A 12,746-nucleotide genomic window follows, 5' to 3' on the forward strand; every position below is an offset into this window, starting at 1 on the left:
CGAGAGCCGAGAGCCGAGAGCCGAGAGCCGAGAGCCGAGAGCCGAGAGCCGAGAGCCGAGCAGACCCCAAACCCCAGCGTCAACAGCGTATTCGCGAAAAAATGCGCGCGGGTTGCCTTTTTCCATGTGGCGCAGTACGGCAAAGGCCGCCGACCATCCCGACGCGGCGCGCCGCCCCAGCGGGCGCGTGCCAACGGTTCACCCCAAACGCCGGTGCCAGCATCATGCATGTTCTCCTCACCGCCATCCGCCGCCTGAGCGGCCTCGTCAATACCCTGACCGAAGGGGCGCTCATGCTCTGCGCCGTGGGGATGGTGGCCGTCATCAGCCTGCAGGTCTTCTGCCGCTACGTGCTCAATGATTCCCTGTTCTGGTCGGAAGAGCTGGGGCGCATGCTCCTTGTCTGGCTCACCTTTTTAGGGGCGTGCGTGGCCTATAAACGCGGCGCGCACATCGGCGTAGACATCCTGACGGAGCGCCTGAGCGGCCACCCTCGCCGCGCGGCTCATATTCTGGCGCATCTGGTGGCGCTGGCGTTTTTCGCGGTGCTTATCACCTCCGGCATGCGCGTGCTGGACTTTATGCAATACCAGCAAACCGCGGCCCTTGGCATAACCAAGCAAATCCCCTTTAGCGTGGTGCCCCTGAGCGGCGCGGTGCTGTTTCTGCACGGTCTGGCCTTTTTGCTGGATGACCTGTTCGGCGGGGGCAAGGCATGACCTCCCTGCTGTTCGTCGCCCTTGTGGCGCTGTTTCTGCTCAACGTCCCCATCGCCATCGCCATCGGCGCGGCCTCCGTTGCCGTGTTTGCCCTTCAGGGCGACACCGGCCTTATGGTGGCGGTTACCCGCATGTACGCGGGGGCGGACTCCTTTCCGCTTATGGCGGTTCCGCTGTTTATGATTGCGGGGCAAGTGATGGAGGCCGGCGGCATTTCCCGGCGGCTTATCGCGTTTGCCGAAGCCCTTGTGGGCTGGCTGCCGGGCGGGCTGGCCGCCGTGTCCATCGTCTCCGCCATGTTCTTTGGCGGCATCTCCGGTTCTGCCGCGGCAGATACCGCCGCCGTGGGCGGCATGCTCATCCCGGCCATGGCGCGCAGTGGCTACCCGCGCGGCTTTGCCGGAGCGGTGCAGGCGGCTGGCGGCTCCATCGGCGTCATCATCCCGCCCAGCATCCCGATGATTGTGTTCGGCTTCCTCACCAGCGCCAGCATCGGCAAGCTGTTTGCGGCGGGCATTCTGCCCGGCCTGCTCATGGGGCTGTCCCTCATCACCGTGGCCGTGGTCCTGTCACGGCGCGGCGGCATTGAGGGCGGCGGACGGCTGCGCCCCTTCTCCCTGCGGCATATTCTACGCACGGGTCGCAGCGCCCTGCTCGCCCTTGGCGCGCCCGCCATCATCCTTGGCGGCATCCTCGGCGGCGTCTTTACCGCCACGGAGTCCGCCGCCGTGGCCGTGGTCTACGCCCTTTTCGTCGGCATGGCCGTCTACCGCGAATTGCGTCTTGCCGCCCTGCCGCGCCTGTTCATCCACGCGTCCATCACCGCCGGCGTGACCATGTTCATCATCACGCAGGCCACGGCGTTCTCGTGGCTGCTGACCATTGAGCAGATCCCGCAGGACATCACCTCCGCCCTGCTGACACTGACGGACAACCCCATCGCCCTCCTGCTGCTGGTCAACATCATCCTGCTGGCGGCGGGCACCTTTGTGGAAACCACCGCCGCACTTATCCTGCTGGTGCCGGTCATCCTGCCCATGCTGCCGAACCTCGGCATCGACCTCATCCACCTTGGCGTCATCGTGGTGGTGAACCTTGCCATCGGCATGCTGACGCCGCCCCTTGGCATCTGCCTTATCGTCTCCTGCGGCATAGCGGGGACACGCCTTGCGGACATCAGCCTGCGGGTGTTGCCCTTCCTGCTGGTGCTCATCGTTGACCTGCTGCTGGTGACCTTCTGGCCACCGCTGACGTCCTTCCTGCCCAGCCTCATGGGCTGACCAAACGAAAAACGCCCCCGCCGGAATCCATCCAGCGGGGGCGAAATGTTTTGGACGCGCGGCGCTAGGACCGCAGCAGCACCACGGTGTGCTCGTCAATGCCCTGCATCACCATCACGGCGCACACCACGCCAAGGACGGCGCACACGCCCCACACGCTCCAGCGCAGGGCCGGCGAACGCTCGGCCAGTGCCCGGTCCGCACCGCGAAAGGCGCTGACGATAACGTCGCAGGCAAGGGCAAAGGGCGGAAAGCCCAAAAAGCCCAACACCGGCATCTCAAAGATATGCAGCACGTCCACGAAGGGGATGGCGTAGTACCACTTGGCCCCGGCCCAGTAGTTCCAGCACTCCCACATGCCGCCGCACAGAAAACCCGCCACCAGCACGAGAAGCAGCCGGCGCGGCTTGCCAAGAAGCAGGAGCCGCAAGTGCGAGCGCGCGCGGAAGCCGTAGAGCACAGGCTCCAGCAGAAAGACCGGAGCGCCCCAGATGAGCGGAAAGCAATACTTCGGCCACGCGAGCGGCAACACAAGGCAGGCCACGCCAAGGGCGAACATGGGCCAGCGCCACGGGGCAACGCGCAGCGGCGGCCACTTCACATCCTCCCACAGGCCAAGGAATTCCAAAAGCCGCCGCGTCACGGACAGCGCAGGGAGCACCGTGGCGTAGGCCAACACGTACCCGCCCCAGCGGATGGCCGTCTCGCGCGGCAGACCGATGTAGTACCAGTTGCCAAGGCGAAAGTTTGCGGCCTCGAAGGCGAGCCACACAATGACCGACAGCGGCAACAGCGCCCAAAAGCTGCGCGGGCGCTCATACAGCGTGGAATAGCCGCCCATGACCACAAGCAGGGACTCCGCCCCAAAGATGTACGGCCACCACGCAAACAAAAAATAATAGGTCAAAAACGGCTCTTGCCGGAAGCTCATCCCGGCGGAAGCACTCACAAAGGCGGCGGCGGAAGCGGCCAGAACCACCACGGCCGTTCGCATCGGCGTCTCGTTCACGCTGTTTCTCCTCGTGGATTCATCATTTGCGCCCGTCACCGGACAGGGCTTCCAGCACCTTGATGACGGCGGCGAAGTCCATGTCGCCAAGGCCCGTTGCCGCGCCCGCCGCGTACTGCTGCGCCGCCGCATGCGCGGCCGGGGTGCTTGCGCCGGTGGCATGGGCCGTATCCAGCACAAACTTCATATCCTTATTCATATGCCGCAGGGGGAACTGCGCAGGGTAGGCGCCGTCCTGAAACATCTGCTCCTTCAGGGCGTACAGCCCGCAGGCCAGCGGCCCCGACGTGACGGCGTCCAACAGCACGGCATCATCCACGCCGCCCTGGCGGCCAAAGTTCAAAGCCTCGCCAAGGCCCTGCATCATAACCCCAAGCAGCAGATTCACGGCCATTTTGGTCATGCTGCCCTGCCCCACGCCGCCGCAGTGAATCACCTTGCGCGCCATGGTCAACAACACCGGACGCAAGGCGTCCACGGCCTCCTGCGGCCCACCGGCAAGGACAAGCAGGCTCCCCTCTTCCGCCGGACGGCGCGAGCCGGAAACCGGGGCGTCCACGTAGGTGACCCCAAGGGGCCGCAGCGTCGCGGCAATCTCGCGGGTAAATTCCGGCGACAGCGTACTCATGTTGACCACGGTCTTGGACGCATCAAGGCCCATGGCGCAGCCTTCCTCGCCGGACAACAGAGCGTAGACGGCCTCCGGCCCGGTGACCATCATCACGACGATGTCGCATTTTTCCGCCAGTTGGCGCGGCGTTTCGGCCACCATCGCGCCCAGCTCGCGCAGCATGGCGCATTTCTCGCGCGAGCGGTTGTACACCACCAGCGGGTACCCTGCCCGCAAAATATTCTCGGCCATGGGCCTGCCCATCAGGCCAAGCCCCATGAATCCTACGCGCGGCTTCATGCTTCTTCTCCTTTTCGCCACCTGCCACGCCCCCAGCACATTTGTACATTCCGGGGAGATTACGCGCAGAGAGGCGTTGCATTTCCTTTCAGTTCTCGTCACACTGCATTCAGGATCACGGCAACTGTTTGCTCAGGAGCAACCCATGCCAGAGTATCCCATGCAGGAACACGCTCTCGTCGTGGACGACAATCCCATCATGTGCGAAACCCTCGCCCGCTCGCTGACGGACGTTGGGTTTAACGCCGCCTCACGCCACTCCGCCCAGAGCGCGCTGGACGCGGCCCAGCATTCGCCCGTGGCCCTCGCCTTTGTGGACGTTCGCCTCGACGGGGCGGACGGCATGGCCCTTGCGCGGGAGCTGCGCGCCATCAACCCCGCCACGGAGGTGGTGTTCATCAGCGGCGTCGGCACCTCGTCCGACCTGATTCAGGCCATGCAAATCGGCGCGTTTGACTACCTCATCAAGCCCTTTTCGCCCGATGACCTGCGCCTGACGCTGGAGCGCTACACCGAGCGCCGCGCCCTCAAGCGCCGCATGGAGCGCGCCGAGCAGCGTCACACCACACTGTTGCATAACATCCCCCTGCTTATCTACCGCCTTCGGGAGGACTTCTCGCTGGCCTTCATCAACAAGGCCTGCTCCGTAGTGCTGGGCTATGACCCCGACGAAGCGACACGCCATGACAACTGGTTCCTCAGCCGCATCCGCATGGGCGACCGCGCCCGCGTGCGCGACGTGCTGACGCGCGCCTTTGCCAGCGCCACCCCCCTGACGGTGGAATGCCGTATGGCGCACAAATCCGGCTACAACGTGCACGGCTACATCAAGACCATGCCCGGCCCCGCCGCCGCAGGTGCAGGCGAACCGCGCCTTTTGGACGGCATCTTTGTGGACATATCGGAGCGCGTGCACATGGAGCGCACCGTGCTGCAGGACGAAAAGCTCAAGACCATCGGCGCCATCTCGGACGAAATGGCGCACGAACTGCGCAACCCGCTTATGGCCATCGGCGGCTTTGCCCGTAGGCTGCACGCCAAGGTGCCCGACATGCCGGAAACGGAAATCATCCTGCGCGAATCCCGGCGGCTGGAAAACCTGTTGGACCGCATCCGGGGGTATCTGGACCCTGTGGATATCACTGCCGAGCCTTTGCACATCCCACCCATCGTGTCCAGTTGCCTGGAGCACCACCTGCCTGTGCTGGAACAAACCGGCATCACGGCTGATATTGAGCTGGCGGACATGCTGCCCCGAGCCCTTGGCGACCCGGAGGCCATCTGCACCATCCTTGGCATTTTGCTGGGGGACGCCAGCAAGGCCCTCGCCAAGCAGGGCAAGCTGTCCCTGCGCACGCTCTCCACGCCAAAGTCCGTGGATATCCGCATCAGCTACGCCCTTGCCGACATCCGCGACATTGACCCGGAGCGCCTGTACCTGCCCTTTGAGGAAGGCGGCTTCGGCCTGCCACTGTGCTACAAGCTCATCAAAAACATGGACGGCCTCATGCGCGTACGGCGCGAAAATGGCAACGCCGTGTTCACCATTTCCTTACGCCGCACCTAGCGCCCTTGGCCAAGGGCGCCGAAGCAAGCCCGCGCCTTCCCCTTGGCGCGGGCCGCTTTTTTGCGTACTGTCTACAATGACGCCCTTTCCCCTCAGCCATGGAGCCTTGCATGTCGCAATACCCACAAATCCTTGGTGTTTTCTCCCGCACGCAAGCCGCAGGCGTTGGCCACGGCGCAACACAGGGTGAATATTCGCAGACCACCTACTGGTATGTCCGGCGGCTGGACGATGACGAATACGAAGTGCAGCCCCTGAACGACCACCACGTTCCGTCGGGCCTGCGAAACTCCATCACCAAGGGCGACTTCATCTCCGCCTATGCCCCGGAACCCCGATTTTACGAGCAAAACACCGTCCCAGCCATCAAATCCCTCCAGCAAAAAATCCGCAAAGGCGAAGAAGCCTACGCCGATGGCAATCTGGACGAGGCCGAAAAGGCTTTCCTCAAGGCGCTGATGATTGATGAACTGAATGTGGAGGCCAACATGGGCGTTGGCTCCGTGTACGCAGACAAGGGCGAATTCCACAAGGTCAAGAAGGTGCTGAACATTCTGCTGAATCAGGACGCAACCTTCGTGGCCGAACAGCGTGTGCGCTTCAACCGCCTGGGCATGAGCCTGCGCAAACAGGGCATGAACGCCGAAGCCCTGCGCTACTATGAAAAGGCGCTGGAGTACCACGACAAGGACGAGAATTTGCACTTCAACACCGCGCGCGTCTACTACGACCTTGGCCGCAAGGACGAATGCATACGCCATATCAACGCCGCACTCGCCATCAACCCCAATATGGAACCCGCCCGAAAATTCCTGCGCTACGTCGAGAAAAAAGGCGTTCCAAACAAGTAGTACACATCATTTCCTTTTTTGCTTTCAACATGGCATGCATGATGCTATTGTCTAACAAAAGCTGTTAACAACGTGGCAGCTTTTTCCTCCTTGATGCAGGCGGCTGGGCCCCCCAACCCGGCCGCCTCTTCTTTATCCATCTGAAATCGAAACAGCTTTGCCGCCGCCTCCTGCGCCTGCGCCTTTTCGGCGCAGAAGGCACCATCCGTATCCCATGCGGCAACTCCTGCCCAAAAGAAAAGACGGACCGCTTGGCCCGTCTGCGTGCTGCGCTCTCCGTCCCGCCGCGTGCTACTGCATAAACACCCCGCCCGTTCCGACAAAGCCGGAGCAGTGGCAGTCTCCGCCGTGGCGCTGGCTGTAGCTGAGGCTTTCGCGGCGGCACACCACCAGTCCATCGCGAAACACCACCCACACCCGGCCGTAGTTCCAGCACTCAAAGGTGGCGGAATCGCCGTTGCGGCGAATGGTGCGCGGCTCGCCAAGCAGGGAGCGCACTTCACTGCGGGTCATGTCCGCCTCAACAAAACGCTCTGCGTAGTCCGCCTGCGTTTTGCGGTTTTGCATAATGGCATCATAGCGCGCCTGCGTTTCCTCAAGGGTGCCGAGGATGGCGTCGCGCTCCTGCCGCAGGGGGGCGGCCTGCTCCGGCGGGGCCGTGCGCAGACGCTCCTGCACGGCAAGGGCCTTGTCCTCAAGGCGGCGCGTGGTGTCGTAGCGCTCGCGCATACGGACAAGATCGTCGCGCTGGCGCGCCGCGGTTTGCAGGCGCTCGCGCATGGCGTCGCCATCCACCCGCGCGCGCACCTTCATGCGCACCGCAAAGCTCTTGTCCTTCATAAAGAACGTTTCCTCGTCCACCTCCACCTGCATGGTCGCGGCAGTAAAGGAGCGCACCTCGTCGCGTGTCAGCCGAAAGTCGCTCATCTCCGTCAGCACCTCCACATAGGTGCCAACCTGCTCCACCAGTTTGCGCTTGGCCTGCATAAAGCAAATGCGGCGGGCCTCGGTGCGGGTGTCGTTATCCCCCATCACGTACACGTGCTCCGCCGTCAGGGTCTTCACCTCCGCGCGCACGGTATTCGGGGCGCACAGCGCGGTTCCCCCCGCCAGCACCAACACCAGCGCCATCACCCGGCCCAGGCACGCGCCAAGCCCTGTGCGGCCTTCCGCATGCCTCACAGTTCAAACTCCTGATTCTGCGCCACGGCAAAGCAGTCCATCTCCACGCCTCGTTTTTCCAGAATGCGGTTGCAGTGCTCCACCATCTCATCTACCTGCTCGTCCGTGCGCTCCTGGTTGATGTGGAACATGCCATAGCGCTTCACCCCCGCATCTATGGCCAGATTCAGGGCGTCGGTATACAGCGTGTGCCCCCAGCCGCGGGTGAGTTCATTATACTGCTTGGGCAGATATTCGGCGTCGTGGATGAGCAGGTCCGCCCCTTCGCTGAAGGCGGCGTATTCCTCGGGCGTCAGGCCGCCATCGTGGGCAAAGTCCAGCTCGTTGTCGGTAAGGAAGACAAAGCTCTTGCCGTTTTCCTCAAACTTGTAGCCCAGCCCCTTGTTGGGGTGGTTGAGGGGAATGGATGTGATGCGCATCTCGCCGATGGTGAGGTCCACCCCGCAGGCGATTTCGTGCGTGATGTTGGACAGCAGCGCTTTGTAGGGCACGGGAAAATACGGCGCTGTCATCACGCCTTCCAGCAGGGTTTCCAGCGCGCCCATGCCAAAGGGGCAACCGCGGATGTTCAGTGTTGTTTTGGGCAGGAAGATTGGCTTGAAAAACGGCAGACCAAGAACATGGTCCCAGTGCAGATGCGTAAAGAGCATGGTGTAGTCAAAGCGCCCTTCCGCAAGAAGTGTGTTGCCAAGGCGACGGATGCCGGAACCGGCGTCTATGATGACAATGTCGTCCCGCGCGTTTCGGACCTCCATACACGTGGTATCGCCGCCATAGCGGTTGTATTCCGGCCCGGATACGGGGATGGACCCTCTTGAGCCCCAGCAACGGATATACATGGCAGACTGCACCTCGGGTCCACGCGGCGCGCAGAAAAACACAAAGGTTATGCGGAAACACGCAAGGCATGCAGAACACTTCAATTGTAGCCTACTGGAAAACACCGCGTATTTCAACACGTTTGCTCAGAGTGACGCATAACGCGCCCTGCGTCACCACGCTGCGCCCGCCAACGGATGCGCCAAGCGAGCCTTGTGATGCAGAATATTCATCCCCCACTTTGCCAACATCCTGCAAAAGCTGTATGCTTTTCTGAGTTGTGTGCGCTAGGTCACGCTTTGCCAAGTGGCCGCGCATGTCCAACGCCGGGGGGGAAGGTTGGCTCGCGCCGCCCTCGCCACAGGGCCGCCACCTGACGACTCCTGCCCCGCCGGCGGCATTCATCACAAGCTCTGGACGGCACCCATGCCCTACCGCATCCCCACCGGCCTCAGTACGCCCATCCTTGACGAGCAGGCCACGCTCCTCCGCCTGCGCGGCAATACCCAGTTTCTCACCGAGCTGTATGGCGTCTTTCTGGATGACCTCCCGCCAAAGCTCACCGCCCTCAGCAGCGCGCTCTCTCAGAATGACGAAACCGCCCTGCGCCGCATTGCGCACTCCATCAAGGGCGCGGCGGCAACCATCAGCGCGCTGTCCCTCAAACAGCAGGCGGAGCGGCTGGAGCACGCGGCAAGACAAGGCCGTAGCGCCGAGGTACGCGACGTGGCGCAACGCATCATCTTCCACGGCCAGACCACCCTTGAGCATGTTGCGGCCAGCATGGAGCTTCGATAGCATTGGGGCTCTCACGCCCATTGCTTTCAGCCAAAGGAAGATGCACCACCATGAGCGAAAAAAAGGAAATATCCATCAACCGCGTGGACTGTACCGAGTGTATGGGCTGCGTGGAGATGTGTCCCGACCTGTTTGAATGGGACGACATCAACGAAGAAGTCGTCCTGCGCAAGGAATGCGCGACCGAAGCGGAAATGGCCGAGGCTATCGCCCTCTGTCCGCAGGACTGCATTGAAGTGCACGGTCCTTGCCAAAACGGCGACTCCTAGCCGCCCAGCGCCCGTCTCGAAGCAGCGCGCCGGCGAGGCCACAGGCGCGGCATACCACGCACCACACACAACAACGCCCCCGTTGGATTACTCCAGCGGGGGCGTTGTTGCGCGCGGGCGCTAGGCGGGGTCGTCGTCCCGCCCCGGCGTATGCGCGGGCTTTGGCGTGCAGGTATGGCAGCAACTGCCGTAGATGAATTCGCTGTAGGCGTAGAGGATGCGGCGCTCGCGGTCTAGCTGCTGCGGCGAGCACCGCGGCGCGGGATGGGCCTTCGCAAGGGCGGGCAGGTCCTCATACCGGGGGATGGCGCGCATGCTGGTGCCAAGGGTGGTCCCCGTTGCGGCGTCCAAAAGCACGGCCTCGCGCGTGTCAGTCACCGCAACCAGCGGAATGGGACCGTCGGGGTACAGCCGCGCTGCGGCAAGAACTTCGCGGTCAAAACTGCCGGGCTGTCCGGCCACGAAAAAGAGCAGAAAGAGCGGCGAGCCATCCTCATCGCAGGCCACAAGGTCCGCCACGCGGCAATAGGTTTCGCCGTCCACGGGAAATTCAATGCCCACCTTGGCCAGCAGGCGCTGCGGCGGATAGCCCAGCTCCTCTACCAGCATGCGGGCCATGGCCTGACGGAATTCCTCGTAGGAGGTTTCCTCGATGTCCTCGCCGGTCAGGTAGTCCCGAACCACCTGACCAAGACTTGTTTCGTGCATCCGCATCTCCTTGCCGGGGCGGATGGAGCGCCGGAACGCCTAGGCCTTGTCCGGGGCTCCCGCGCCGGGGGCGTCTTTCTTCTTGCCGTCGTACAGCTCGGACCACGAGAGCAGGTTTTCACCGGGGTCCTCGTTGTCCTTGATGGCCTGCAGAATCTGCTTAAACACCGGCAGATGGGGCTTGAGCTTCGCAAAGCCCACACGCACGGCGACGTACAGCGGGATAAAGATGAAGTTGTTGCCCACTTCATTGCCGATGGCCGGGATGGTGAACGGCAGCGGAAAGACAACTTCGGAGAAGCGCATAACCATCCAGCCGAGGGCAAAGGGCACAGGCCACAGGCTGGAGGCAAATAGCGCAATGTGGGAAAAGAAATTCTGCCCAAAGGCTTCGTTCGCCAGCGAGTTACAGGCCTTGTAGCTGGCCTTGTCCTTTTCGCAGATGGCCTGCACGGACAGGTTGTGCTGGCGAATCATGTCCTGATTGATTTTGGCAAAGTGCTTCCGGTTGAGGAAGTAGGCGCCGGCCAAAGACAGTTCCCCCACCACCGTGCACAGAAGCACCAGCAGAAACATCCCCACAAAGTAGGCTGTCAGCGGCTCAAGGGGCAGCCGAAACAGGGGGATGAACACCGGGTCAAAAAGATAATTGAGGCTGTCGAAGGATGCTAACACGTCTTCCTCTCAGGGCGTGGTCTTACGCGGAAAGTCCGCGGACCTCTTTTGTACGATGTCTTGCCGCCCCGCACAAGTGCGGCGCAGGGCGGAAAAAGGGCCGGCCGGTAAAGACCGGCCGGCCCGGGTAGGGTCTCGCTTTACAGAGCGTGCACTCGCCTAGAAGGGAGGCAGGATGCTGAAGCCCAGGAAGCCCTTGGAGCAGTAGCGCAGGCCAACGTACAGGGCCAGCACGACGAACAGGCGCTTCAGCCAGACGTCGGGGATGTACTTGGAGGTGCGCGGTCCAATCATGGAACCGATAACGATACCGATAAGCTCGGCACCGATGAGGCTCCACTGTACGGGCGTTCCCTTCAGGACCATGTAGGAGGCGATGGAGTTGATCATGCCGATGAACACGGCCATGGCGGAAGTGCCAGCCACAAGGTACATGGGCAGGCCAGCCACGGAGGTCAGGAACGGCACGAGCAGGAAGCCGCCACCAACACCGAGGAAGGAAGCAAGAGCGGCGATGAAGAAGCCACCAATAACCGGGATGAGCGGGTTGAAGTGGAACTCGACGCCGAAGAAGGTGAACTCGCAACGGGTCAGGGTGAAGGTCTTCACCTTAACGCCCTGGGCGGACATATCCACGTTACCGGTCTTCACGCTGTCCTCAAAGGCCTTGGCGGCTGCCTTGGCTTCCTTCTTCTTGTTCTGGGCCTTGGGCGTAGTCTCGTAGAAGAGGTAGCAGCCAAGGAACAGGACGAAGAGGCCGAAGTAGCCGAGGTAGGACTTCAGGCTGATCTTACCGGCGGTCAGCCACGGCACCAGCCAGGAACCGGCCACGGAACCGATGGCCAGCGCGATGCCCAGAGGGGCAACCAGACGGCCGGCGCGGTAGTAGTTGAACGTGGACAGCGCGGCGGAGCAACCCACCAGCCACTGGTTGGACACGCGGATGGAGTCGGTGACGACCTTGTTCAGGGCCATCTTTTTGCCGAAGCCCTTCGCGTAGTCGCCGAGGCCGTAAATGGTGATGTGACCAACACCGGCCATAATGCCGCCGAACGCGCCGACGGTGGAGAAGATCCAGCCAACCCAGATGGCCCACACGAGGCCGATCAGGGCGTTGAGGTTAGGTGCGCCGGGGATGCCGAGGTATCCCTTGGCGGCGTTGGGGTCGAGCTTGTCGGCTGCGATGGCCTGGCTCACAGCGTCGGTCAGGCGATCGGCCCATGCCGCTTCCTGCGTGCACAGCACCACGGCAATGGCGAACAGTGCGAGGAATGCGTGGTTGGACTTGAATTTCACAGTGCCACCCTCCTTAAAGGTTGAAAGAAGAAAAACAACGGTCAGCGCAAAGCGCGCTTCAGCAACATCTTCTGCCCGTGTCGCTCTCGTGCCGTGCGAGATGCCGCATTCGGCGACACGAACTCCAGCGCATGCGTGGTGCATGCCGTAACGCAAGCAGGCTCAAGGCCGCGGTCGATTCTGTCCATGCACAGGTCGCATTTGAGAACCTTGCCCGTGGTCTCGTCCCACTGCGGGATGTTCCAGGGACAGGCAATGATGCATGCCTTGCACCCAACGCACAGCTCCTGATCCACAAAAACGATGCCGTCTTCGCGGCGTTGCATAGCCTCGGTGGGACAGGCCGCAACACACCAGGGTTGCTCGCAGTGGAAGCATGGCATGAACAGGTTCATGATCTTGGGCTTGCCCGCCTTTTTCAGCGGACCTACCGTCACCATCTGCCCCAGACGCGCACCCGGAGGCACGGCGTTTTTTTGCTTGCAATGCACCTCACAGGCATTACAGCTAATGCACCGGTCCTGGTTGGTCTTGATCATGTACTTGCTCACGGAGCATCCCTCCCGTCTCTGGATGAAAAACTGAAGGCCTTCACACCGGCGCCAACAGTGCCGCAAGCGTCCCTGCGGCGTAGGCGTCCGTCTGAGTCTAGGCGGTTAAATC

General features: G+C 62.3%; 14 protein-coding genes. 6 read left to right on the forward strand and 8 right to left on the reverse strand.

The window, feature by feature from the left end:
- Positions 1-224: 224 nt before the first annotated feature.
- Both ACI3L3_RS14320 and ACI3L3_RS14325 read left to right on the forward strand, forming a co-directional pair.
- The gene (locus ACI3L3_RS14320; RefSeq protein WP_404845832.1) at positions 225-719 is read left to right on the forward strand and encodes a TRAP transporter small permease; all 495 of its coding nucleotides are present in this window, start codon (positions 225-227) and stop codon (positions 717-719) included.
- Complete coding sequence (locus ACI3L3_RS14325; protein WP_404845833.1) at positions 716-1,999, forward strand: TRAP transporter large permease; 1,284 nt, start codon at positions 716-718, stop codon at positions 1,997-1,999. Before ACI3L3_RS14320 ends, ACI3L3_RS14325 begins: the two co-directional genes overlap by 4 nt.
- 64 nt (positions 2,000-2,063) lie before the next feature.
- Here ACI3L3_RS14325 and ACI3L3_RS14330 read toward each other — a convergent pair whose 3' ends face one another.
- Positions 2,064-3,008 carry a hypothetical protein gene (locus ACI3L3_RS14330; protein WP_404845834.1) on the reverse strand — a complete coding sequence of 315 codons (945 nt, stop codon included), beginning with the start codon at positions 3,006-3,008 and terminating at the stop codon, positions 2,064-2,066.
- Between the two features lie 22 nt (positions 3,009-3,030).
- Complete coding sequence (locus tag ACI3L3_RS14335; RefSeq protein WP_404845835.1) at positions 3,031-3,918, reverse strand: NAD(P)-dependent oxidoreductase; 888 nt, start codon at positions 3,916-3,918, stop codon at positions 3,031-3,033.
- 145 nt (positions 3,919-4,063) lie between these two features.
- Between ACI3L3_RS14335 and ACI3L3_RS14340 the strand changes: the two genes are divergently transcribed.
- Positions 4,064-5,485: a response regulator gene (locus ACI3L3_RS14340; RefSeq protein ID WP_404845836.1), complete on the forward strand. Its 1,422-nt coding sequence runs from the start codon at positions 4,064-4,066 to the stop codon at positions 5,483-5,485.
- Between the two features lie 110 nt (positions 5,486-5,595).
- Positions 5,596-6,336 (forward strand): tetratricopeptide repeat protein, encoded by a 741-nt coding sequence (locus ACI3L3_RS14345; protein ID WP_404845837.1) that lies wholly within the window; start codon positions 5,596-5,598, stop codon positions 6,334-6,336.
- 291 nt (positions 6,337-6,627) lie between these two features.
- Here the strand turns inward: ACI3L3_RS14345 and ACI3L3_RS14350 are convergent, their stop codons facing one another.
- Positions 6,628-7,518 (reverse strand): hypothetical protein, encoded by an 891-nt coding sequence (locus ACI3L3_RS14350; RefSeq protein ID WP_404845838.1) that lies wholly within the window; start codon positions 7,516-7,518, stop codon positions 6,628-6,630.
- Entirely contained in the window at positions 7,515-8,357 is an 843-nt protein-coding gene (locus tag ACI3L3_RS14355; RefSeq protein WP_404845839.1) for an MBL fold metallo-hydrolase, read from the reverse strand. Before ACI3L3_RS14355 ends, ACI3L3_RS14350 begins: the two co-directional genes overlap by 4 nt.
- A 406-nt stretch (positions 8,358-8,763) precedes the next feature.
- On the opposite strand from ACI3L3_RS14355, the gene ACI3L3_RS14360 reads away from it, so the two are divergent.
- Positions 8,764-9,135, forward strand: coding sequence for an Hpt domain-containing protein (locus ACI3L3_RS14360; RefSeq protein ID WP_404845840.1), 372 nt, complete (start codon positions 8,764-8,766; stop codon positions 9,133-9,135).
- A gap of 50 nt (positions 9,136-9,185) precedes the next feature.
- The gene (locus ACI3L3_RS14365) at positions 9,186-9,404 is read left to right on the forward strand and encodes a ferredoxin (protein WP_404845841.1); all 219 of its coding nucleotides are present in this window, start codon (positions 9,186-9,188) and stop codon (positions 9,402-9,404) included.
- 120 nt (positions 9,405-9,524) lie between these two features.
- On the opposite strand, the gene ACI3L3_RS14370 is transcribed toward ACI3L3_RS14365, so the two are convergent.
- The 4 genes from ACI3L3_RS14370 to ACI3L3_RS14385 all read right to left on the reverse strand — a co-directional run bounded on the left by ACI3L3_RS14370 (position 9,525) and on the right by ACI3L3_RS14385 (position 12,634).
- On the reverse strand, positions 9,525-10,112 hold the full coding sequence (locus ACI3L3_RS14370) for a type I restriction enzyme HsdR N-terminal domain-containing protein (protein ID WP_404845842.1): 588 nt from the start codon (positions 10,110-10,112) through the stop codon (positions 9,525-9,527).
- 39 nt (positions 10,113-10,151) lie between these two features.
- Entirely contained in the window at positions 10,152-10,787 is a 636-nt protein-coding gene (locus tag ACI3L3_RS14375) for a hypothetical protein (protein WP_404845843.1), read from the reverse strand.
- 159 nt (positions 10,788-10,946) lie between these two features.
- A complete protein-coding gene (locus ACI3L3_RS14380) occupies positions 10,947-12,083 on the reverse strand; it encodes a sulfite exporter TauE/SafE family protein (RefSeq protein ID WP_404845844.1) in 1,137 nt (378 codons plus the stop codon).
- 41 nt (positions 12,084-12,124) lie between these two features.
- Complete coding sequence (locus ACI3L3_RS14385) at positions 12,125-12,634, reverse strand: 4Fe-4S dicluster domain-containing protein (RefSeq protein WP_404845845.1); 510 nt, start codon at positions 12,632-12,634, stop codon at positions 12,125-12,127.
- Positions 12,635-12,746: the final 112 nt, after the last annotated feature.

Origin of the sequence: Desulfobaculum sp. SPO524, from assembly GCF_044987625.1 — a bacterium.
In the GTDB taxonomy this organism is placed as follows: Bacteria; Desulfobacterota; Desulfovibrionia; order Desulfovibrionales; family Desulfovibrionaceae; genus Desulfobaculum.

What these genes read in the sequence shown, in the direction of transcription:
- ACI3L3_RS14325 (WP_404845833.1), top strand. Translation starts at nt 716, where the DNA reads ATGACCTCCCTGCTGTTCGTCGCCCTTGTGGCGCTGTTTCTGCTCAAC.
- ACI3L3_RS14365 (WP_404845841.1), top strand. Translation starts at nt 9,186, where the DNA reads ATGAGCGAAAAAAAGGAAATATCCATCAACCGCGTGGACTGTACCGAG.
- ACI3L3_RS14370 (WP_404845842.1), bottom strand. Translation starts at nt 10,112, where the DNA reads ATGCACGAAACAAGTCTTGGTCAGGTGGTTCGGGACTACCTGACCGGC.
- ACI3L3_RS14340 (WP_404845836.1), top strand. Translation starts at nt 4,064, where the DNA reads ATGCCAGAGTATCCCATGCAGGAACACGCTCTCGTCGTGGACGACAAT.
- ACI3L3_RS14335 (WP_404845835.1), bottom strand. Translation starts at nt 3,918, where the DNA reads ATGAAGCCGCGCGTAGGATTCATGGGGCTTGGCCTGATGGGCAGGCCC.
- ACI3L3_RS14320 (WP_404845832.1), top strand. Translation starts at nt 225, where the DNA reads ATGCATGTTCTCCTCACCGCCATCCGCCGCCTGAGCGGCCTCGTCAAT.
- ACI3L3_RS14355 (WP_404845839.1), bottom strand. Translation starts at nt 8,357, where the DNA reads ATGTATATCCGTTGCTGGGGCTCAAGAGGGTCCATCCCCGTATCCGGG.
- ACI3L3_RS14360 (WP_404845840.1), top strand. Translation starts at nt 8,764, where the DNA reads ATGCCCTACCGCATCCCCACCGGCCTCAGTACGCCCATCCTTGACGAG.
- ACI3L3_RS14345 (WP_404845837.1), top strand. Translation starts at nt 5,596, where the DNA reads ATGTCGCAATACCCACAAATCCTTGGTGTTTTCTCCCGCACGCAAGCC.